Annotated in this window: 7 protein-coding genes; 2 read left to right on the top strand and 5 right to left on the bottom strand. The window is 61.3% G+C overall.

Annotation, left to right across the window (positions count from 1 at the left end):
* Positions 1 to 10: 10 nt before the first annotated feature.
* The 3 genes from AB4N41_RS09565 to AB4N41_RS09575 form a co-directional block, all read right to left on the bottom strand.
* The gene (locus tag AB4N41_RS09565; RefSeq protein WP_252877209.1) at positions 11 to 940 is read right to left on the bottom strand and encodes a diiron oxygenase; all 930 of its coding nucleotides are present in this window, start codon (positions 938 to 940) and stop codon (positions 11 to 13) included.
* The gene (locus AB4N41_RS09570) at positions 937 to 1,713 is read right to left on the bottom strand and encodes a DUF3050 domain-containing protein (RefSeq protein ID WP_236169884.1); all 777 of its coding nucleotides are present in this window, start codon (positions 1,711 to 1,713) and stop codon (positions 937 to 939) included. The genes AB4N41_RS09565 and AB4N41_RS09570 overlap by 4 nt, the downstream gene beginning before the upstream one ends.
* A 701-nt stretch (positions 1,714 to 2,414) precedes the next feature.
* On the bottom strand, positions 2,415 to 3,125 hold the full coding sequence (locus AB4N41_RS09575; protein ID WP_056786898.1) for a GntR family transcriptional regulator: 711 nt from the start codon (positions 3,123 to 3,125) through the stop codon (positions 2,415 to 2,417).
* 196 nt (positions 3,126 to 3,321) lie between these two features.
* Here AB4N41_RS09575 and lapG point away from each other — a divergent pair, with 196 nt between their 5' ends.
* Positions 3,322 to 4,014, top strand: a complete 693-nt coding sequence (gene lapG / locus AB4N41_RS09580; RefSeq protein ID WP_056786901.1) for a cysteine protease LapG — start codon at positions 3,322 to 3,324, stop codon at positions 4,012 to 4,014.
* 14 nt (positions 4,015 to 4,028) lie between these two features.
* A complete protein-coding gene (gene lapD / locus AB4N41_RS09585; protein ID WP_056786903.1) occupies positions 4,029 to 5,975 on the top strand; it encodes a cyclic di-GMP receptor LapD in 1,947 nt (648 codons plus the stop codon).
* Between the two features lie 209 nt (positions 5,976 to 6,184).
* Here lapD and AB4N41_RS09590 read toward each other — a convergent pair whose 3' ends face one another.
* Together AB4N41_RS09590 and AB4N41_RS09595 are read right to left on the bottom strand one after the other, a co-directional pair.
* Positions 6,185 to 6,523, bottom strand: coding sequence for a hypothetical protein (locus AB4N41_RS09590; protein WP_016772279.1), 339 nt, complete (start codon positions 6,521 to 6,523; stop codon positions 6,185 to 6,187).
* A 149-nt stretch (positions 6,524 to 6,672) separates the two neighbouring features.
* Entirely contained in the window at positions 6,673 to 22,311 is a 15,639-nt protein-coding gene (locus AB4N41_RS09595; protein WP_252877211.1) for a LapA family giant adhesin, read from the bottom strand.
* Positions 22,312 to 22,623 lie beyond the last annotated feature (312 nt).

Consider the following 22,623-nt stretch of genomic DNA (forward strand, 5'->3'; position numbering starts at 1 on the left):
GTCAGCCTCCTCAAACCAGATAGTCGCGCAGCGCGTGCTGCACGCACGGTGTGGCGAGCAGCGAGCTGTTGTGGAAAAACCTGACGATGTTGCCCACCAACGGGTGGTGGCGGTTGATCGGGAAGGCGAATCCAGCGATTTCCTCGCGCAGTGAGCACCGCGTGGTTTCGCTGACCGGCAGCGCATCGATCAGGCGCAAATCGAAGGATTTCTGGATATCATTGGTCAGGTAATGGCCGATGAACACCGGCAGAATCTGAGCGATGGTTTCGCGATCCGCGTCGCTGGCGGTGTGCCAATAGATGCGCACCATGCGCGCCCAGAAACTCGAGTGGCGACCCTCGTCGAGCAAGTGGTCGGCCATCAGGCCCTTGATTGATGGCTTGACCGAATCGTCGCGGGCGAACGCCGCGACATCACCGGTCACGGTGTTTTCGGCGATCGCCACGCAGATCAATTCCACCGCGCTGCGCAGGTGTTCCGGCGCCAGCGCAACAGCGGCGGGAATCGCCCGGCTCAGTTCGATTTCATCGGGCAACGGAATCGGTTCGATACCGGTCAGTGCCACCGTTTGCTGCATGAAATCCATGGCCACCAGCGCGTGGTAATCCTCATCGACCACCACGGTCATCGCGTCGTAACGACAGGCGAACGGGAATGCCACGGCGAAGCGATTCTTGGCAATGCTGCGGGCGGTCTTGTCGACGATTTCAGTCTCGAAAATCACTACGTCGTTTATGAATTTGTACAACGTCTGCACCAGGGCGAAATCACGTTGTTGCGGGCATTCACGCAGGAAGGTTTCGCTGAGCACCAGCGGCTGGCGGCTGAGTGGATAGATCAAGCGCTGATCGTCTTCGAGCAACCGCCGTGGACGGGTGCGGATGGTCGCGCGGCTTTCCCAGGCCTCGGCGAAGGATTGATAGTCGGCAGCGTTCATTGGGCCACCTCGGCAACTTCCACGCCCATGCTCAAGCGCAGCCCGTCCCACAAGGCGATGCGGCTTTCCACGGCAGCGATGGCGCTGGCGTAAACCTCGGCTGCGCGCTGCGGATCGCCATCGACCAGACGCTCCAGCAACTGTTCGGCGGCGGGGCCATGGTCTTCGGAATCGACTTCGATATGCCGTTGCAGGTAGTAGCGGAAGGTCGGCGCCTGTTCGATGCCGATGCCCCAGTCATCGAGGATGCGCTGGAACATTGTCGGAATGACGCTCTCGCGACCATGCAGGAACGCGGCGGCAACGCTGTGTCCCGGCGCCTCCAGGGCAATGCGCAAGGTATCGCGGACAAACTGCGCGGCCGCCGGGTCGACGTCGACGCTCTGCAACGCGACGTCATAACTCACGCCTTCGCGCTGCAACGCGACGAAGCGCTCCACCGCCGAGGTGCTCGCGCCGATTTCGCGCATCGCATCCAGGTACAACTCGAAGTGGCTGTAGTGGCCGGCATCGAGGCGATCGTCCGATTCCTCGCCCAGCACGATCTCGTTGATCAACCGAGCGGCGTGGGGATCGCGCGGCGGCAACCAGGGTAAACGCGTACAGGTCAGTTCCTGTTGCAGGCGCTTGGTCAGCGACATGAAGTCCCATACGGCAAATACATGAGTTTCCATGAAACGACGTAATACCGATAACGAAGTAATCTCGGAAAAGATCGGGTGAATACTCAGTTCGGCTTTCTTCAGGGCGAGTTGCTGCTTAGTAGGCATCATGATGTCCTTTATCAGTGATATGAAGTGCACGGTTATTTGCCATTGCTTTAAACGGTCGAGCAAGTTGGATGGGAACTTGTCCGGGCAATAGCTTGATTGCGGTGTAACGCCGTTGCGGCGCCACGGTTGCTACATCTGCTGCGTAAGTTATGCCGCGCTGAACGGCGACGTTCAAACCTGGCGAGAGAAAAACTAATACAGGGCAAATGCATTTAACAAGTTTATTTTTAATTATTTTAAGTTGGCTGTTTTTTGAATATGAGAGTGGCCGATAAAACTTTCGGATCAAGTTTTATTTGGGCGTAGTTACTCCTTTCGGCTAATAACGGCCAAAATCGATAACAAGAGTGAATGCCTCACTCGAAGCAACTTTTTAAACAAGGGAAGTTTATGAATTCAAAGGGGGCGAAAGTTGGCCGGGACCGGCGCCATGACTTCCTGTTTCCCGTGACAAGGCTCCTTCCGTAGGTTCCTGTTGCGGGGACTGTGCCGTCAGGGCGGCGCGTCCCCGTTCTGTAGGGGTGGCGCTGGAAGAGTGCGGGTAAATTGCCGTCAGGGCTATTACCGATTGGTCATCGGCGGGCAGCGGAAACGCGTCGGCAGGGTCGGGGCGGTCGCCAGCGGGCACGCCGATCCGCTGCCAGACCCGGCAGCAGAGCGGTCGCGAAGATTTGTAAGGGGATTATTCGACGTACGAGATATCAGCGTGCGGTGTGGCGCTTCTGTGCGGCGGGAGTCGCGAGGTAGCGGGTGATGACCTCGACGCCACGGTTGAGGTGCTGCTCCAGCATTTCGAGCGAGCGCGGGATGTCCCGCTCGATCACGGCCTGGAGCATGGCGCGATGGTCATCCTGGGACAGCTTGCCCAGGCCCATGGCTTCCAGATTGAAACGCAGAAAACGTTCTTCTTCATTCAGACCGTCTTCCACCAGACGCAGCAGTCGCTGATTGGGCGCCTTGCTGTACAGGGCCATGTGGAACAGACGGTTGAGGCGGCCGATCTCGTTGTAGTCGTGCTGCGCTTCCAGTTCTTCGATGTAGCCGGCGGCGAGTTGATGCTCGGCCTCAGTCAGCAGCGGAATGGACTGCCGCAATGCCTCGGATTCGAGCAAAATGCGCAACTCGTAGGTTTCAGCGGCATCGCCCTGGATCAGCGGTGCGACTACGGCGCCTTTGTGCGTGGTGACGCTGAGCAGCTCTTGCGCTTCGAGCTGACGCAAGGCTTCGCGCACCGGCATGCGGCTGACCCCGAACAGATCGGCCAGATCCTGCTGGCGCAGCGCAGTGCCACAGGGCAGGCGGCCATCGAGAATGGCCGAGCGCAGGGTTTCTTCAATCACCGACCGGGCCAGATGCGCAGGAATCGGTCCTTCGACTTTGATGCTGTGCAGCGGTTTGGGCTTCTGAGTCACGACAACACACCCTGTAGGTCGCAATATTTGGATCCAAATGACACTAGTGATTGCTCTACAGGTTGTCAAACCTTGTAAAACGTTGCGCGGCAATCTCAAGTCTAGCGGGTCTTCGATGATCTCACGGTGCCATTGTTTTTTGCCGGGCTAAGCTTCACCATCAAACGCTTCCTTTCTGTCCTTCTGGAAACCTGCAGTGGCGGTACGTTTCGCGATCCCTCGGACCTTGCGCTGGCTTGGCTGCGCATTGCTGCTGGCCGGCGTCATGCTGGGCGGTCTGCACGCCGATTGGGATTTTTCCGCGATCAGCCGCAAGGCCACTGCTCTTTATGGGCCACTGGGCGCCGGGCAGCAGCGCATCGATGCCTGGCAGAATCTGCTGGCGACGCAGAAGCAGGCCAGTGAGATGGACAAGCTCAAAGTGGTGAACCTGTTCTTCAACAAGCAGGTGCGTTACGTCGAAGACATCGATCTGTGGCGCGAAGTGGATTACTGGGAAACCCCGATCGAAGCGCTGTGGAAGGGCGCCGGCGACTGTGAAGACTATGCCATCGCCAAGTATTTCAGCCTGCGCCATCTCGGCGTTTCCAGTGACAAGCTGCGCATCACCTACGTCAAGGCGCTGCGGCAGAACCGCGCGCACATGGTGTTGACGTACTATGCGACCCCCGATGCCATGCCGCTGGTGCTCGACAGCCTGATCGATCCGATCCAGCCGGCTGCGCAGCGGACCGATTTGCTGCCGGTCTACTCTTTCAATGCCGAAGGCCTGTATTTGCCCGGCGCCAAGGGCAACAAAAAGGTCGGCGACACCAAACGCCTGTCGCGCTGGCAGGATGTGCTGAAAAAAATGCAGGCCGAAGGTTTCCCGGTCGAGACGACTAACTAGGAGCACGCGCTCAGATGTCTTTGTTCAAACAGCTGTTGATCGCTATCTGTCTGTTCCTGGTCGTGGCCTTCACCGGCAGCTTCATGGTCAGCCTGGAGAGCTCGCGCACCCAGTACGTCAACCAGTTGCGCTCCCACGCACAGGACGCGGCGACGGCGCTGGCGTTGTCGCTGACGCCGAATATCGACGACCCGGCGATGGTCGAGTTGCTGGTCAGTTCGATTTTCGACAGCGGTTATTATGCGAGCATCCGCGTGGTCGACGTGAAGACCGAGCAGACCATTGTCGAGCGTAGCGGTACCCCGGCGGTGAGCAACGTGCCGGACTGGTTCGTCAAATTGATCGGCCTCGAACCGGCTGGTGGCGATGCACTGGTCAGTCGTGGCTGGGAGCAGGCGGCGCGGGTCGAAGTCGTCAGCCATCCGATGTTCGCCGTGGCCAAGCTGTGGCAGAGCGCACTGGGCAGCCTTGGCTGGTTGCTGATCTGCGGTGCATTGAGTGCGGTGCTCGGCGCGCTGTTGCTGCGTCGGCAGTTGAAGCCGCTCGATTACATGGTTCAGCAGTCCCATGCGATTGCCCGCCGCGAGTTTCTCAGCCTGCCGGATCTGCCGCGCACGCCTGAATTGCGTCGCGTGGTGCAGGCGATGAATCAGATGGTCGAGAAGCTCAAGACGCTGTTTCAGGAGCAGGCCGAGCGCAGTGAAAAACTGCGTACCGAGTCCTATCAGGACAACCTCACCGGCCTGGCCAACCGTCGTTATTTCGAGATGCAACTGAACAACCGCGTGAGCAACCCGGAGCAGGCCAGTTCCGGTTATTTGCTGCTGTTGCGGGTCAAGGATCTGGCCGGGCTCAACCAGCGTCTCGGCGGCCAGCGTACCGACCAATTGCTCAAGGCTGTCGGTGAGCAACTGACCCGCGAGTGCGCCAGATATCCACAAACCCAGGACTTGGTCACGCGTATTCGCGGCGGTGAATTCGCCGTGCTGGCGCCGGGGCTGGTGCGTGAGGAAGCGCTGCAGTTGGCGCAGAATCTCGACAATGCCCTGAGCAGCCTGCATGCCACTGGCGCGACCGATGTGCCGGCGGTGGCTTCGATCGGGCTGGCGCCCTTCGCTCACGGCGACTCCCCGCAAGCGGTGCTGACACTGGGCGATCAGGCGCTCGCACAGGCCGAAGGGCAGGGCGAGCAGAATTGGGCGTGCATCGATCAGAGTCTGGTGGCGGAGGTCGGTGACGACCATCACGCTTGGCATCGACTGCTGGATCAGGCCTTGAGTCAGCAGCGTTTCGAGTTGTATTTCCAGCCGGTGGTCGCCGCGCAGGACACGCAACTGGTGCTGCATTACAAGGTCCTGTCGCGCCTGCTCGACGAGCAGGGCCAGACCATTCCCGCCGGGCGCTTCCTGCCGTGGCTGGAGCGCTTCGGCTGGACCGCGCGGCTCGATCGGCTGATGCTCGAACGCGTGCTCGAGCAGATGAAGGGGCACGAGGATTCGCTGGCGCTGAACCTGTCCTCGGCGACCCTGGCTGACCCGCAGGCGCTGAACAAGGTCTTCGAGATTCTGCGCGCGCATTCCAATCTCGGCGCGCGTCTTACTCTGGAAATCGGCGAGGAGCAATTGCCTGAACAGGCGGTGCTGGAGCAGTTGACCCGACGCCTGCGCGAGCTTGGCTTCTCGCTGAGCCTGCAGCGCTTCGGCGGGCGCTTCAGCATGATCGGCAACCTGGCGCGGTTGGGTCTGGCGTATTTGAAGATCGATGGCAGCTACATTCGGGCGATCGATCAGGAGAGCGACAAGCGCCTGTTCATCGAAGCGATCCAGCGCGCGGCGCACAGCATCGACCTGCCGCTGATTGCCGAGCGGGTCGAGACTGAAGGGGAGTTGTCAGTGATTCGCGAGATGGGCTTGTATGGCGTGCAGGGGCAGTTGCTCGGTGAGCCGAAGCCTTGGGGGTGAGCCAATAAGCGCCCTCACCCTAACCCTCTCCCAGAGGGAGAGGGGACTGACCGTGGGATATTTACGAGATACGCCGACGTGCAAGAGCTCCACTGAATCCAGAATCGACTCGATCTCTCAGGTCGATGGATAGCGCAAGACACCTCGATCGGCCCCCTCTCCCTCCGGGAGAGGGCTGGGGTGAGGGTAAGCTTTGGATCCTGGGAGGATCAGATCAACCCGCCCTCATCCTCATCGATCAACTGGCTCAACCCGCCCAGCGCTTCACGTGCCTGGGTACGGTCCATCAGTTTGGCCTGGGCCGCCGCTGGCAGGTCGGTGACGCGGATCACGCCTTTCTGGGTCAGCACCTGAATCAGGTCGTCGAGTACCCGAATCATTTCAAAGTCGCTCTGCTTGAGCTGTTTGAGGCTGTTTTCCACGGCTTCGTTGGCGTACCACGCCTGAATTTCATGGTTATCGGCGGGCAGCGTTTCCGTGGCCTCGGCGTACGCCGCAGCTTCCACGCGAATCAACTGGCCCTGCGCATCGCGTTGCACGTAAAACATTGAGCATCCCTCACAAATGAACAGCGTCATGCTGTCAGCAGCATAGCCAACTGCGCGCCAGTATGCGGGGCGACGATCAAATCGTCACCGCTGCATTGCCCGCAAACGCGACGGCCGCCCCACAGGAGGCGGCCGTCGTTGTTTCAGCCTCAGCTGTTGTTGTGATCGACCTTGATGGTCGGGTCGCTGCCGGCAATCAGGTTGTGCAGGTTGGCGCTCGCCCAGTTGTTGCCTTCCAGTTTGATCGTCACGTCCGGCGTGGCCGCAGCGGCATCGCCCGAGTTGAATTTGCCCGCCGAGCTGACTTGCAGCGACGACGTGCCATCCACTGTGGTGATCTTCAGGAAGTTGTCGATCGTGCTGCCGGTCTCGCCCTGCAACAGGTCGCGCAGGTCGATGCGGTCGCCTTCGCTGGCTTTGAAATCCTTGATCACATCGCTACCGGTGTCGCCCGATTTCCAGACGAAGGTGTCGCCACCGGAACCGCCAATCAGGATGTCATTGCCCTGACCGCCGATCAGCGTGTCGTTACCGGTGCCGCCGAGCAGGATGTCATTGCCTTTGCCGCCGTCGAGCAGGTCGTTGCCGCCCGAGCCGAACAGGATGTCATTGCCCGCGCCACCGAGCAGCGTGTCGTTGCCATCGTGCGCGCCGGATACATCGAACGCCTGATAGTGCTCGGTGATGTACTGGTGCACGTTGCTGGTGCTGACTTTGCTGACGTCGACGCCGGTTTCTTTGGCGACGAACGCCTGCATCGCCTGGTAACCCTCGCCGGCAATGCCGTTGAAGCTGACCAGATCGCCGAACAGGATGTCGTTGCCTTCGCCACCGTTGACGGTGTCGTTACCCGGCATCGTCGCTTCGGTATGGCCGATGATCGAGTTGGCCAGATCCTTCGGATCGATGTTGGTTTGCGGCGTTTTGTCCGAATCGTACGGCTTGAGGTCGTTGAGGCTGACGTCGTTGTTCAGACCAATGGCTTCGACGCTCGACAATCCGCTCAACAAAGCGAAGCCGCTGGTCGAATTGCTGGTCGTCGACGAGTTGGTGCTGTTGCCGGTACCCGCGAGGTTCGACAATTCATAAGTACCGTCGCCCTGCGCATGAATCGTGCCCAGGGTTTCGCTGCTCCAGCCCCACCACGAGTTGTAGGTTTGCAGCACAACGCTGCCAGCACTGTTGATGGTCAGGTAGTGCGAGTTGTCGATGTAGGTGCTGAACGTGTCGCCCTGCTTGTAGTTGCTGGTGTTCACCACGCTGTCGAGTTTCACGTTGCCATACAGCGTCGGGTTGGTCTGCTCGCCGGTCTGGTAGTAAGTCGGCTGGCCGTCGGTGATGAAGTACGTGAGGTTCTTCGCCCCGGTGTTGGCCACTGCGTCGGCGCTCTGGAACCAGTTGGCCGTGGTCTTGAACACGTCCTCATAGTTGGTACCGCCGCCGGAGCCCATCGAGTTGAGTACGGCTTTGAGCAAGGTCAGCGCATTCGGGTCGTTGAGATTCACCGACACCGATTTGTTGACCTGGGTATCGAAGTCCACCAGGAAGATGTTCACCGTGCCCGAGTTGCTGCCGCCCAGGCTTTGCTTGAGGCTGTTGAACACCGAGGTCAGCGAGTCTTTCGCGGCGTTCAGCGACGAAGTGCTCATGCTGCCCGAGCTGTCGACCATGAACGCAATGTTGTAGTTGGTGCCCGGCACCACGGTCAGGCCGCCGATGTCAGCGACGATGATGTCGTTGGCGTCGGTGCCGATGACGTTGTCATCACCCGAGGTGGCGGTGACCGCGTTGTACACCGCAGGCACTACCGTGACCGGAATGGTCGCGGTGCTGCTTGCCGAGCCGCCGACCTGTTCGGTGGACGTCGAGGTCACGGTCAGGTTGAACTGGCCGTTGTAGTAGGTCGGCGGAGTCACGGTCAGAGAGCCGAGGTTCCAGCCGGTGACGTTGGCTTCGCCATTGCTCGCGGTAACGGTGAAGGTATGCCCCGCGCCATCGCTGAGCACCGAACCGACCGGTGCGCCGCTGATCTTCACGCTCAGGGTTTCCGAGCCGTCGGTGTCGGTCAGCGCGGTGCTGATTGCCGACAGTTTCACCGTGGTGCCTTCAGCGCCGGTGTTGAGCTTGTAGCCGTCGTAATAACCTTCGCCGTTGGTGCCGTGCAGATCGGAGACGGTCACGCCCGAGTTGATCAGATCCTGCACACCGGTGTAGATCGGCACGCCGGCGTTGCTCAGATCGATTGGCGTGCCGCCGTTGACCGACAGGTTGACGTCGTAGCTGCCCGGGCCGCTCTGATTGTGGTGGTAGATGTCGAGCGTGTAGTAACCGCTGGTGGTCGGGGTGAACGAGCCGTTGATCGCACCGCCCGCGCCCCAGGTACCCGACGCCACGTTCTTGCCGCCGATGGTGATCAGCAGGCTGTCATCGGCCACGCCGCTGAAGCTGTAGGTCTTGCCGGCTTCCAGGTAGATCAGGCCCGAGGTCTTCGACGCCGTACCGGCGGCGACACTGCCGTCAGACTGCACGTTGGTGACGTTGGCGCTGGAGTTCGGTTTGCCGGCGGCGTCGATCACGTTTTTCAGGGTGGTCGAGTTCGCGCCGCTGCCGTCAGTGCCCAGCCCCGAGAGACCGGTCCAGACTTCCTTGATCAGGCCAGTGGATTTCACGCTGTTGTCAGCCACGGCTACGGTCGGCGCATCCGCCACTGGCGTGATGTCGATCTTCACCGTGCCGGTGCTGCCCAGCGTCTGGCCATCGGTAGGCTGGAACTTGATCTGTGCGTAGTCCGCCTGATTGTTGCCCAGACCGGTGCCGCCGTAACCGTTGGTGCCCGACTCGTTGGCATCCGGCAGGAAGCGCAGCTTGCCGGCGTCGATGTCGGCCTTGCTGAAGGTCTGGTTGTTGGCAACATCCTTCCAGGTCGAGCCGTCCAGATACTGCAGTTTGCCCTCGCCCGGCAGCTGCGTGATCTTGATACCGAGGCTGCTCGCCGGGCTGTCGACATCGCTGACGCCGAAGGTCGACCAGCCGAGTACCAGCGGCGTGTCTTCGTTGCCGGTGACATTGCTCGGCGCAGCAACCGGTGCATCGTTGACCGCCACCACGTTGACCGTGGTCGTCGCCGTGTTCGAGTAGTTGCCGCCATCGGTCACCGTCACGGTGATGACGCGCGGCACAATGCTCGGGTTTTCGCTGCTGTTGGTGAAGCTGATGTTCTTGATGGCCTGCATGTAGTCGGCCAGGGTCGCGTTACCCGAGAGGGTCAGGGTTACCGTGCCGTTGGTGCTGTTGGCATTGATGGTGATGCCGTTGACGCTATTGCCCAGATTCAGCGCATCGCCGTCCTGACGGTTGGTCAGCACCACAGTGGCGCCGGTCAGCATCGTGCTGTCCGGGTCGGTGATGCTGATGTCGGTGTCAGCGATCGACACGCCGGCGCCCGGGGTGTTCTCGGTGAACGTCACTTTGTAATCGGCACCGGTCGCACCGCTGGAGTTGTTGGCATCCAGATCCAGCACCGGTGGCGCATCGTTGTCGATGATCGAGGTGCTGACGCTGCCATTGGTGCTGCTGACCGCGAGGTTCTCGAAGTTGCCGCCGGTAGCCGAATCGATCTTGACCACGAAGTTCTCGGTGCCTTCGGTGATCTTGTCATCAAGGGTGGCGACGTTGAACTGCGCGCTGCTGGCGCCCGCCGGGATCTTCACGGTGTACACGCCGGTGAAGTCCGAACCGTCGGCAGCAGTGCCGCTGTAGACGATTTTCAGGGTCACTTCGGTCTGCGCCGGGTGATTGAGGCTGACGGTGTAGCTGGCGGTCTGGCCTTCGGTCACCGAGCTGCTGCCAGTGATGCTGACGGTGGTGGTGTCGACGGTGTCGGTGACGCTGGTCACTGCTGGCGTGGTGCTCGGTACCAGTTTTTCGAAGCTGCCTCCGGTGGCGCTGCTGATGGTCGCCTGCACGGTACCGGCGTCTTTGTAGACGTCGTCAGCTGGCGCTGGAACGTTCACGGTGCCGGTGGTTTCGCCCGCTTTGATGGTGATCACGGCACCGTTCGACAGGGTCACGGTCACTGGCGAGCCTGCGGCGTTGGTCAATGTCGCGGTGTACGTAATCTGGCCACCTTCTGCCACCGAGTTACTGGCGCTGAGCGACAGATTGGTGGTGTCGACGGTGTCGGTCACGGTGGTGCTGACCGGAGTCTTGTCGGCGACGAGGTTTTCGAAATTGCCGCCGCTGACGTTGGTAATCGAGTTGGTCAGCGGAGCGTTGCCGGTCAACGCATCGTTCGGTGCGACGGCAGTTACGGTGCCGGTAGTCTGGCCGACCGCGATGGTGATGTTCTGGCCGTTGGCCAAAGTGACCACCACTGGCGAACCGGTGACTGGCGCGCCGACGGTCGCGGTGTAGACGACGTTGCCGCCTTCTGCCGCTGTGGCGGTTGCGCTCAGTTTTACGGTGGTGGTATCGATGGTGTCGGTGACGCTGGTCACTGCTGGCGTGGTGCTCGGTACCAGGTTTTCGAAGTTGCCACCGGTAGCTTTGCTGATGGTCGCCTGCACGGAGCCGGCGTCTTTATAGACGTCATCGGAAGGTGCCGGAACGGTCACATTACCGCTGGTTTCGCCAGCCTTGATGGTGATCACAGCGCCATTCGACAGGGTCACGGTTACAGGCGAGCCTGCGGCGTTGGTCAGGGTCGCGGTGTACGTGATCTGGCCACCTTCGGCCACCGAGTTGGTGGCGCTCAAGGACAGATTGGTGGTGTCGACGGTGTCGGTCACGGTGGTGCTGACCGGGGTCTTGTCGGCGACGAGATTCTCGAAATTGCCGCCGCTGACGTTGGTGATCGCATTGGTGATCGGCGCATGGCCGGTCAGCGCATCGTTCGCAGCAACAGCAGTTGCAGTGCCAGTGGTCTGGCCGACGCCGATGGTGATGGTCTGACCGTTGGCCAGAGTCACGACCACAGGCGAGCCGGTGACTGGCGCGCCGACGGTGGCGGTGTAAGTCACGGTGCCGCCTTCAGCCACCGATGTATCGGCGGTCAATTTGACGGTCGACGTATCGATGGTGTCGGTGACTGTCGTCACGGCCGGAGCAGTGCTCGGTACCAGGTTCTCGAAGTTACCGCCGGTAGCGCTTGTGATCGTCGCCTGCACCGAACCGGCATCTTTGTAGACGTCGTCGGACGGTGCAGGAACAGTTGCGGTGCCGGTGGTTTCGCCAGCCTTGATGGTGATCACAGCGCCGTTCGACAAGGTCACGGTCACTGGCGAACCAGCGGCGTTGGTCAAGGTCGCGGTGTAAGTGATCTGGCCACCTTCGGCTACCGAACCGGTCGCACTCAGCGACAGGTTGGTGGTGTCGGTAACGTCCGTGACAGAAGTCGAAACTGGAGTTTTGTCCGCCACCAGATCTTCGAAGTTGCCACCGGTTACGCCAGTGATCGAGTTGGTGATCGGGGCGTTGCCGGTCAGCGCATCGTTCGCAGCAACAGCGGTTGCAGTGCCAGTAGTCTGGCCGACACCGATGGTGATGGTCTGGCCGTTGGCCAGAGTTACCACAACTGGCGAGCCGGTGACCGGAGCGCCGACTGTGGCGGTGTAGGTCACGGTGCCGCCTTCAGCCACCGAAGTGTCGGCGGTCAGTTTGACTGTCGAGGTATCGATGGTGTCAGTGACAGTCGTCACGGCCGGAGCTGTGCTTGGTACCAAGTTCTCGAAGTTGCCACCGGTAGCGCTAGTGATCGTTGCCTGCACAGAGCCGGCATCTTTGTAGACGTCATCAGACGGTGCAGGAACTGTTGCGGTGCCGCTGGTTTCACCAGCCTTGATGGTGATCACAGCGCCGTTCGACAAGGTCACGGTCACTGGCGAGCCAGCGGCGTTGGTCAATGTCGCGGTGTAAGTGATCTGGCCACCTTCGGCTACCGAACCGGTCGCACTCAGCGACAGATTGGTAGTGTCGGAAACGTCGGTGACAGTGGTCGAAACCGGTGTTTTATCCGCCACCAGATCTTCGAAATTGCCGCCGCTCACGCCAGTGATCGAGTTGGTGATCGGAGCATTACCGGCCAACGCATCGTTCGCAGCAACAGCAGTTGCAGTGCCAGTGGTCTGGCCGACGCCGATGGTGATGGTCTGACCGTTGGCCAGAGTTACCACAACTGGCGAACCGGTAACTGGCGCACCGACGGTGGCGGTGTAAGTCACGGTGCCGCCTTCGGCCACCGACGTATCGGCGGTCAGTTTGACGGTCGACGTATCGATGGTGTCGGTGACTGTCGTCACGGCCGGAGCAGTGCTCGGTACCAGGTTCTCGAAGTTACCGCCGGTAGCGCTTGTGATCGTCGCCTGCACCGAACCGGCGTCTTTGTAAACGTCATCAGACGGGGCCGGAACAGTTGCGGTGCCGGTGGTTTCGCCAGCCTTGATGGTGATCACAGCGCCGTTCGACAGGGTCACGGTTACAGGCGAGCCTGCGGCGTTGGTCAGCGTAGCGGTGTAAACGATCGAGCCACCTTCGGCCACGGAACCGGTCGCACTCAGCGACAGGTTGGTGGTGTCGGTAACGTCCGTGACAGAAGTCGAAACCGGAGTTTTGTCCGCCACCAGATCTTCGAAGTTGCCACCGGTTACGCCAGTGATCGAGTTGGTGATCGGAGCGTTGCCGGTCAGCGCATCGTTCGCAGCAACAGCAGTTGCAGTGCCAGTAGTCTGGCCGACGCCGATGGTGATGGTCTGGCCGTTGGCCAGAGTTACCACAACTGGCGAGCCGGTGACCGGAGCGCCGACGGTGGCGGTGTAAGTCACGGTGCCGCCTTCGGCGACCGAAGTATCGGCGGTCAGTTTGACGGTCGAAGTGTCGATGGTGTCGGTGACCTGGGTGATCGCAGGCGTTGTGCTCGGAACGAGGTTCTCGAAGTTACCGCCGGTAGCGCTTGTGATCGTCGCCTGGACGGAACCGGCGTCTTTGTAAACGTCATCGGACGGTGCCGGAACGGTCACATTACCGCTGGTTTCGCCAGCCTTGATGGTGATCACAGCACCGTTCGACAGGGTCACGGTCACTGGCGAGCCAGCGGCGTTGGTCAGCGTAGCGGTGTAAACGATCGAGCCACCTTCGGCTACCGAACCGGTCGCACTCAGCGACAGGTTGGTGGTGTCGGTAACGTCCGTGACAGAAGTTGAAACTGGAGTTTTGTCCGCCACCAGATCTTCGAAGTTGCCACCGGTCACGCCAGTGATCGAGTTGATGATCGGAGCATTACCAGCCAACGCATCGTTCGCAGCAACAGCGGTTGCGGTGCCAGTAGTCTGGCCGACGCCGATGGTGATGGTCTGACCATTGGCCAGAGTCACAACCACTGGCGAGCCGGTGACTGGCGCGCCGACGGTGGCGGTGTAAGTCACGGTGCCGCCTTCGGCTACCGAAGTATCGGCGGTCAGTTTGACGGTCGAGGTATCGATGGTGTCGGTGACAGTCGTCACGGCTGGAGCAGTGCTCGGTACCAGGTTCTCGAAGTTGCCACCGGTAGCGCTAGTGATCGTTGCCTGGACGGAACCGGCATCTTTGTAGACGTCATCGGACGGTGCCGGAACGGTCGCGGTGCCGGTGGTTTCGCCAGCCTTGATGGTGATCACAGCGCCGTTCGACAAGGTCACGGTCACTGGCGAGCCAGCGGCGTTGGTCAGGGTCGCGGTGTACGTGATCTGGCCACCTTCCGCCACCGAATTGCTGGCGCTCAAGGACAGATTTGTAGTGTCGGTAACGTCGGTGACAGAAGTTGAAACTGGAGTTTTGTCCGCCACCAGATCTTCGAAATTGCCGCCAGTTACGCCAGTGATCGAGTTGGTGATCGGAGCATTACCGGCCAACGCATCGTTCGCAGCAACAGCGGTTGCGGTGCCGGTAGTCTGGCCGACGCCGATGGTGATGGTCTGACCGTTGGCCAGAGTCACGACCACAGGCGAGCCGGTGACTGGCGCGCCGACGGTGGCGGTGTAAGTCACGGTGCCGCCTTCAGCCACCGAAGTATCGGCGGTCAATTTGACGGTCGACGTGTCGATGGTGTCGGTGACTGTCGTCACGGCCGGAGCAGTGCTCGGCACCAGGTTTTCGAAGTTGCCACCGGTAGCACTGGTGATCGTCGCCTGGACGGAACCGGCGTCTTTGTAGACGTCATCGGACGGGGCCGGAACGGTTGCGGTGCCGGTGGTTTCGCCAGCCTTGATGGTGATGACAGCACCGTTCGACAGGGTCACGGTCACTGGCGAGCCAGCGGCGTTGGTCAGTGTCGCGGTGTAAACGATCGAGCCACCTTCGGCCACGGAGCCGGTCGCGCTCAGCGACAGATTGGTGGTGTCGGAAACGTCGGTGACAGTGGTCGAAACCGGTGTTTTATCCGCCACCAGATCTTCGAAATTGCCGCCAGTTACGCCAGTGATCGAGTTGGTGATCGGGGCGTTGCCGGTCAGCGCATCGTTCGCAGCAACAGCGGTTGCGGTGCCAGTGGTCTGGCCGACGCCGATGGTGATGGTCTGGCCGTTGGCCAGAGTCACGACCACAGGCGAGCCAGTAACTGGTGCACCAACCGTGGCGGTGTAAGTCACGGTGCCGCCTTCAGCGACCGAAGTATCGGCGGTCAGTTTGACGGTCGAGGTATCGATGGTGTCGGTGACTGTCGTCACGGCCGGAGCAGTGCTTGGTACCAGGTTTTCGAAGTTGCCGCCGGTGGCGCTGGTGATCGTCGCCTGGACGGAACCGGCGTCTTTGTAAACGTCATCGGACGGTGCCGCAACGGTCACATTGCCGGTGGTTTCGCCTGCTTTGATGGTGATGACAGCGCCGTTCGACAAGGTCACGGTCACTGGCGAGCCAGCGGCGTTGGTCAGCGTAGCGGTGTAAACGATCGAGCCACCTTCGGCCACGGAACCGGTCGCACTCAGCGACAGGTTGGTGGTGTCGGTAACGTCCGTGACAGAAGTCGAAACTGGAGTTTTGTCTGCAACCAGATCTTCGAAATTGCCGCCAGTTACGCCAGTGATCGAGTTGGTGATCGGGGCGTTGCCGGTCAGCGCATCGTTCGCAGCAACAGCGGTTGCAGTGCCAGTAGTCTGGCCGACACCGATGGTGATGGTCTGGCCGTTGGCCAGAGTCACGACCACAGGCGAGCCGGTGACCGGAGCACCCACAGTGGCGGTGTAGGTGACCGTGCCGCCTTCAGCGACCGAGGTATCGGCGGTCAGTTTGACCGTCGAAGTGTCGATGGTATCGGTGACATTCGTCACCGCTGGAACCGCGCTTGGCACCAGGTTCTCGAAGTTGCCGCCGGTCGCACCCTCGATGGTCACTTCGACTTTGCCGGCATCTTTATAGACGTCATCTTTAGGTGCGTCGACGGTCACGGTGCCGGTGGTTTTGCCTGCATCGATAGTGATGGTGGCGCCGTTCGACAGGGTCACGGTCACCGGTGTGCCGGCCGGGTTGGTCAGGGTTGCGGTGTAGGTGATCTGGCCGCCTTCGGCGACCGAGTCGCTGGCGCTCAGGTTCAGATTGGTGGTGTCGGTAGTGTCGGAAACCACGGTGTCTGCGGACTTGCCGTCGACCACCAGTTTTTCGTAATTGCCACCCGTGGCGCCATCAATGGTCACGCTCAACGAGCTGCCGCCCGCCAGCGGGCTGTTCGGCGCGACGTAGTTGACGCTGCCGGTGGTTTCGCCAACGGCGATGGTGATGGTCTGGCCGTTGGACAGGCTGACGGTGACCGGCGAACCGGTCACTGGCGCGCCCACGGTCGCGGTGTAGACCACGGTTTCGCCTTCAGCGACGTTCGCAGTGGCGCTCAGCGACACGGTGGTGGTGTCGATGGTGTCGTTGACCGTGGTCACCGCCGGCGCTGTGCTGGTGACGAGGTTTTCGAAGTTGCCGCCGGTTGCGCTCTGGATGGTCGCTTCAACGCTGCCGGCGTCTTTGTAGACGTCGTCTTTCGGTGCATCGACGGTCACGGTGCCGGTGGTTTTGCCGGCCTCGATGAGGATAGTCGCACCGTTCGACAGGGTCACGGTGACCGGTGTGCCGGCGGCGTTGCTCAGGGTTGCGGTGTAGGTAATCTGGCCGCCTTCGTTCACCGCGCCGGTCGCGCTGAGCGACAGGTTGGTGGTGTCGACAGTGTCGGTCACGGTGGTGGTGACCGGGGTCTGGTCGGCGACAAGATTTTCGAAATTACCGCCGCTGACGTTGGTGATCGAGTTGGTCAGCGGCGCGTGGCCGGCGAGGACGTCGTTCGGCGCGGTGGTGCTCACGCTGCCGCTGGTCTTGCCGACTTCGATAGTGATGTTCTGACCATTGGCCAGGGTGACGACCACAGGCGAACCGGTGACCGGCGCGCCGACGGTGGCGGTGTAGGTGACGGTGCCACCTTCGGCCGCGGTTTCGGTGGCGGTCAGTTTGACCGTCGAGGTGTCGACGGTGTCGGTGACATCGGTGACCGCTGGCGTGGTGCTTGGCACCAGGTTTTCGAAGTTGCCGCCGGTGGCGTCCTTGATCGTGACTTCAACTTTGCCAGCGTCTTTATAGACGTCGTCGGCAGGTGCCGGAACGGTGACGGTGCCGGTGGATTTGCCGGCCTCGATGGTGATCACCGCGCCGTTGCTCAGATTAACGGTCACCGGGGTACCGGCCGGGTTGCTCAGGGTCGCGGTGTAGACAATCGAACCGCCCTCGGCCACGGAGCCGGTCGCGGACAGCGACAGGTTGGTGGTGTCGGCGACGTCGGTTACCGAGGTCACCGCCGGGGTTTGGTCGGCGACGAGATTTTCGTAATTGCCACCGCTGGCGCCGTCGATTTTCACACTCAGGGTGTTGCCGCCGGCCTGTGCGTCGTTCGGCGCGGTGAAGTTGACGCTGGCGCTGCTGGCGCCGACCGGAATGGTGATGGTCTGGCCGTTGGACAGGGTCACCAGCACTGGCGAACCGGTGACCGGGGCGGTCACGGACGCGGTGTAGACAACCACACCGCCTTCTACCGCGCTGGCGCTGGCGGTCAGCGAAACCGTGCTGTTGTCGATGGTGTCGGTGACATCAGTTACCGCAGGCGTCTTGTCGATCACCAGGTTTTCAAAGTTGCCGCCGCTGGTCTTGGTGATGCTCGCATCGACCTTGCCGGCGTCCTTGTACACGTCATCGGCGGGGGCGGCGACGGTTGCGCTGCCGGTGCTCGCGCCTTTGGCAATGTTGATCACCGCGCCGTTGCTCAGGGTCACGCTCATGGCGGTGCCGGCCGGATTGCTCAGGGTGGCGGTGTAGACGATCGAGCCGCCCTCGGCAACGCTGCCGGTGGCGCTCAGGCTGATGTTGGTGGTGTCGACGGCGTCGGTGACTTTGGTCACCACAGCCGAACGATCGGCCTCAACGCGCTCGAAATTGCCGCCGCTGTGGCTGGCGATCGCCGTCCGCACGTTGCTGCCATCGATGTACGGGGTGTTGGCGGGCGCCGGGAAATTCACCGAGCCGCTGGTCGCGCCAGCGGCAATGTTGATCACCGCGCCGTTGGCCAGGGTCACGGTCATCGCAGTGCCGGCCGGATTGCTCAGGGTCGCGGTGTAGGTGATCTGGCCACCTTCGCTGACGGTATCGCTGGCAGTCAGGGTCAGTGCGGTTGTGTCGACGGTGTCGTTGACCGTGGTGCTGACCGGGGTCTTGCTGACGTCGAGTTTCTCGAAGTTGCCGCCGCTGGCATCGGTCATGGTTACGGTGAGCTTGCTGAAGTCCTTGTAGACGTCATCGCTCGGTGCGGCAATCGTCACCGAACCGCTGGTCTTGCCGGCTTCGATGGTGATGGTCTGGCCATTGCTCAGGTTGACGGTCACCGGCGTCTGCGCGGCGTTGGTCAGCGTTGCGGTGTAAGTGATCGAAGAGCCTTCGAGCACATAGCTTTCTGCGCTGAGGGTCAGGTGCGTGGTGTTGACCGTGTCGGCAACATTGGTCACCGCAGGCGTAGTGCTCGGCACCAGATTTTCGAAGTTGCCACCGGTGGCGTCCTTGATGGTCACTTCGACTTTGCCGGCGTCTTTGTAGACGTCGTCGGCAGGTGCCGGAACGGTCACGGTGCCGGTGGTCTTGCCGGCTTCAATGGTGATGACCGAACCGTTGCTCAGATTGACGGTTACCGGCGTGCCGGCCGGGTTGCTCAGCGTCGCGGTGTAGGTGATCTGCCCACCTTCGTTGACGTTGCCGGTGGCAGTCAGCGCGACGCTGGTGGTGTCGACGGTGTCGGTCACGGTGGTGCTGACCGGGGTCTTGTCGGCGACCAGATTCTCGTAGTTGCCACCGCTGACGTTGGTGATCGAGTTGGTCAGCGGTGCGTGACCGATCTGCACGTCATTCGATACCGGGGCGGTAACACTGCCGGTGGTCTGGCCGACGGCGATGGTGATGTTCTGGCCGTTGGCCAGGGTCACGACAACTGGCGAGCCGGTGACGGGCGCGCCGACAGTGGCGGTGTAGGTGACGGTGCCGCCTTCAGCGACCGAGGTGTCGGCGGTCAATTTGACCGTCGAGGTATCGATGGTGTCGGTGACTTGAGTGACCGCTGGCGTGGTACTCGGAACGAGGTTCTCGAAGTCGCCGCCGGTGGCGCTGGTGATGGTGGCCTGCACGGAGCCGGCGTCTTTGTAGACGTCGTCGGACGGAGCCGGGAAGCTCACATTACCGCTGGTTTCGCCTGCCTTGATGGTGATGACGGCGCCGTTCGACAAGGTCACGGTCACTGGCGAGCCAGCAGCATTGGTCAAGGTTGCGGTGTAAGTGATCTGGCCGCCTTCAGCCACGGAAGCGGTCGCGCTCAGCGACAGATTGGTGGTGTCGGCCACGTCGGTGACGGTGGTCGAAACTGGAGTTTTGTCCGCCACCAGATTTTCGTAGTTGCCACCGGTTACGCCAGTGATCGAATTGGTCAGCGGAGCGTTGCCGGTCAAGGCATCGTTCGGTGCAGTGTAGGTGATGGAGCCAGTGGTCTGGCCGACGGCAATGGTGATGTTCTGACCATTGGCCAACGTCACGACCACAGGCGAGCCGGTGACTGGCGCGCCGACGGTGGCGGTGTAAGTCACGGTGCCGCCTTCGGCAACCGAGGTGTCTGCGGTCAGCTTCACCGTCGAGGTATCGACGGTGTCAGTGATTTCGGTCACTGCCGGCGTAGTGTTCGGCACCAGATTTTCGAAGTTGCCGCCGGTGGCGTCCTTGATGCTGACTTCGACCTGGCCGGCGTCTTTGTAGACGTCATCGGCCGGCGCTGGAACGGTAACGGTGCCCGTGGTTTTGCCGGCATCAATGGTGATCACCGAGCCGTTGCTCAGGGTCACGGTTACCGGGGTGCCGGCCGGATTCGTCAGCGTGGCGGTGTAGGTGATCTGGCCACCCTCGGCCACAGAACCGGTGGCGCTGAGGCTCAGGCCAGTGTCATCCACCGAGTCGGTAATCGTGGTCACCGCTGGCGTGTTGCTTGGCACCAGGTTTTCAAAGTTGCCGCCGGTAGCGCCAGTAATGGTGGTGCTGACGGTGCTGCCATTGTTGTAGACGTCGTTGGCCGCAGTCGGCACGTTGACGGTGCCGACGGTTTCGCCAGCCGCGATGGTGATGGTCGAGCCGTTGGACAGCGTGACGGTAACCGGCGTCTGCGCTGGATTAGTCAGCGTGGCGGTGTAAGTGATCTGACCGCCTTCAACGATGTTGTTGGTCGCGGTGAGAGTCAGGCCGGTGTCATCAACCGAATCAGTGATCGTGGTAACGGCTGGCGTGGTGTTTGGCACCAGATTTTCGAAATTGCCACCGGTAGCGCCAGTGATCGTGGTGCTGACGGTGCTGCCATTGTTGTAGACGTCGTTGGCCGCAGTCGGCACGTTGACGGTGCCCACGGTTTCGCCAGCCGCGATGGTGATGGTCGAGCCGTTGGACAGCGTGACGGTAACCGGCGTCTGCGCTGGATTAGTCAGCGTGGCGGTGTAAGTGATCTGACCGCCTTCAACGATGTTGTTGGTCGCGGTCAGGGTCAGGCCGGTGTTATCAACCGAATCAGTGATGGTGGTAACGGCTGGCGTCGGATTCGGCACCAGATTTTCGAAATTGCCACCGGTAGCGCCGGTGATCGTGGTCGTAACGGTGCTGCCATTGTTGTACACGTCGTTGGCCGCAGTCGGCACGTTCACGGTGCCAACGCTTTCGCCCGCAGCAATGGTGATGGTCGAACCGTTCGACAGAGTGACGGTTACCGGTGTTTGTGCCGGGTTGGTCAGGGTCGCGGTGTAGGTGATCTGTCCGCCTTCAACGACGTTGTTGGTCGCGGTCAGGGTCAGGCCGGTGTTGTCGACAGAATCGGTGATCGTGGTGACCGCAGGCGTGTTGCTTGGCACCAGGTTTTCGAAATTGCCACCGGTAGCGCCAGTGATCGTGGTGCTGACGGTGCTGCCATTGTTGTAAACGTCATTGGCCGCCGTCGGCACGTTGACGGTGCCGACGGTTTCGCCAGCCGCGATGGTGATGGTCGAACCGTTGGACAGAGTGACGGTTACCGGCGTCTGCGCTGGATTAGTCAGCGTCGCGGTGTAGGTGATCTGGCCGCCTTCGACGATGTTGTTGGTCGCGGTCAGCGTGAGGCCGGTGTTATCAACCGAGTCTGTGATGGTCGTAACGGCTGGTGTCGGGTTCGGCACCAGATTTTCGAAGTTGCCGCCGGTAGCCCCGGTGATCGTGGTCGTAACGGTGCTGCCATTGTTGTAAACGTCATTGGCTGGGGTCGGCACGTTGACGGTGCCGGTAGTCTGGCCAGCGCCAATGGTAATGGTCGAGCCGTTCGACAGTGTGACGGTTACCGGTGTCTGCGCCGGGTTGGTCAAAGTCGCCGTATAGGTAATCTGACCGCCTTCGGTCACGCTCGAACCAGCCGTCAACGTGACGGTAGTGGTATCGACGGTGTCGGTCACTTGCGTGGTCGCCGGGACAGTCGGCGGGGTCACGGTGATGCCGTTGCCGCCGCTGGTGCCAGTGACGGTCACGTCGATCTGGGTCGGGTCGTTGTAGACCGTGTCGTTCGGCGCCAGCGGCACGTTGACGGTGCCGGTGGTGGCGCCGGCGGGAATGACGATGACTGCGCCGTTGGACAGGGTGATGGTCAGGTCGGTCAGCGGCGCCTGGGTCAGGGTCGCGGTGTACACCAGCACGCCGCCGGCTTCGGTGATGGTCGGCGTGGCGCTGAGGCTCAGGGTCGAGTCACGCAGTGCGTTGGTGGTGGTGTCGGTGGTCAGGCCGCCCGTGGTGTCCTGCGCGACTTGCCCGGCAGAATTGATGCCCGCCGTGGGGAAGCCAATGGTCGGATCGACGCGGCCAGCGGTGGCGTCGAGCATGACGAAGCTGTGACCGCCGCCGGCAGCACCACCGGTACCTGCGGCGGTCGGGCCGGCCGCGGTGGACTCGAGTGCGGTGGTCGGGTCGACACCGGCGGCGATGGCTTGCTGCAGTTCTTCTACAGAAGGCGCGGCCTGCGCCGTGGCTTCGGCCAGGTCAGTGCTGGAGTCAGGCGAGCTGGCGCTCCACTGGGTGTCACGGCCCAGATCGAGCATGCGGCCATCGGCCAGTTCCAGCGACACCGCGCCGGACAGACCGGTATCGATCTGGTCGCCGACATACAGGCGATCGCCTTCAACGAGTACGCGACGCACGCCCTCTGGGGACACCACGAAAACCTGACCGACAATGCTTTTGACGACGGCAACAACACTGCTCATTGAAGACTCTCCGGGGTGTCACATTCAGTTGACTTCCATGGACCTGACGGGCGTCGGCGCCACTTCAGTCTGGACGTACTTTCTATAAATGGATAACTTATTGACGCTGTATTTCCGTCAATAATCTGGCTATAAATTATCGCGATTAACTTTATGCCAAACTATTGACCTTCTGGGAGCCATCCTAAACAATCGCCCCACTAATGTCACATTGATATTTCCGCGGCGACCTGTCCTTCAGCCTGTCATCCAGTTCCTGTTTTGAACTTTCCGACATACGGTCTTTCGGGTTGCCATCATCCGACGCAGCAC

This window comes from Pseudomonas sp. S2_A10, assembly GCF_054668465.1.

What these genes read in the sequence shown, in the direction of transcription:
- AB4N41_RS09595 (WP_252877211.1), bottom strand. Translation starts at nt 22,311, where the DNA reads ATGAGCAGTGTTGTTGCCGTCGTCAAAAGCATTGTCGGTCAGGTTTTC.
- AB4N41_RS09590 (WP_016772279.1), bottom strand. Translation starts at nt 6,523, where the DNA reads ATGTTTTACGTGCAACGCGATGCGCAGGGCCAGTTGATTCGCGTGGAA.
- AB4N41_RS09565 (WP_252877209.1), bottom strand. Translation starts at nt 940, where the DNA reads ATGAACGCTGCCGACTATCAATCCTTCGCCGAGGCCTGGGAAAGCCGC.
- AB4N41_RS09570 (WP_236169884.1), bottom strand. Translation starts at nt 1,713, where the DNA reads ATGATGCCTACTAAGCAGCAACTCGCCCTGAAGAAAGCCGAACTGAGT.
- lapD (WP_056786903.1), top strand. Translation starts at nt 4,029, where the DNA reads ATGTCTTTGTTCAAACAGCTGTTGATCGCTATCTGTCTGTTCCTGGTC.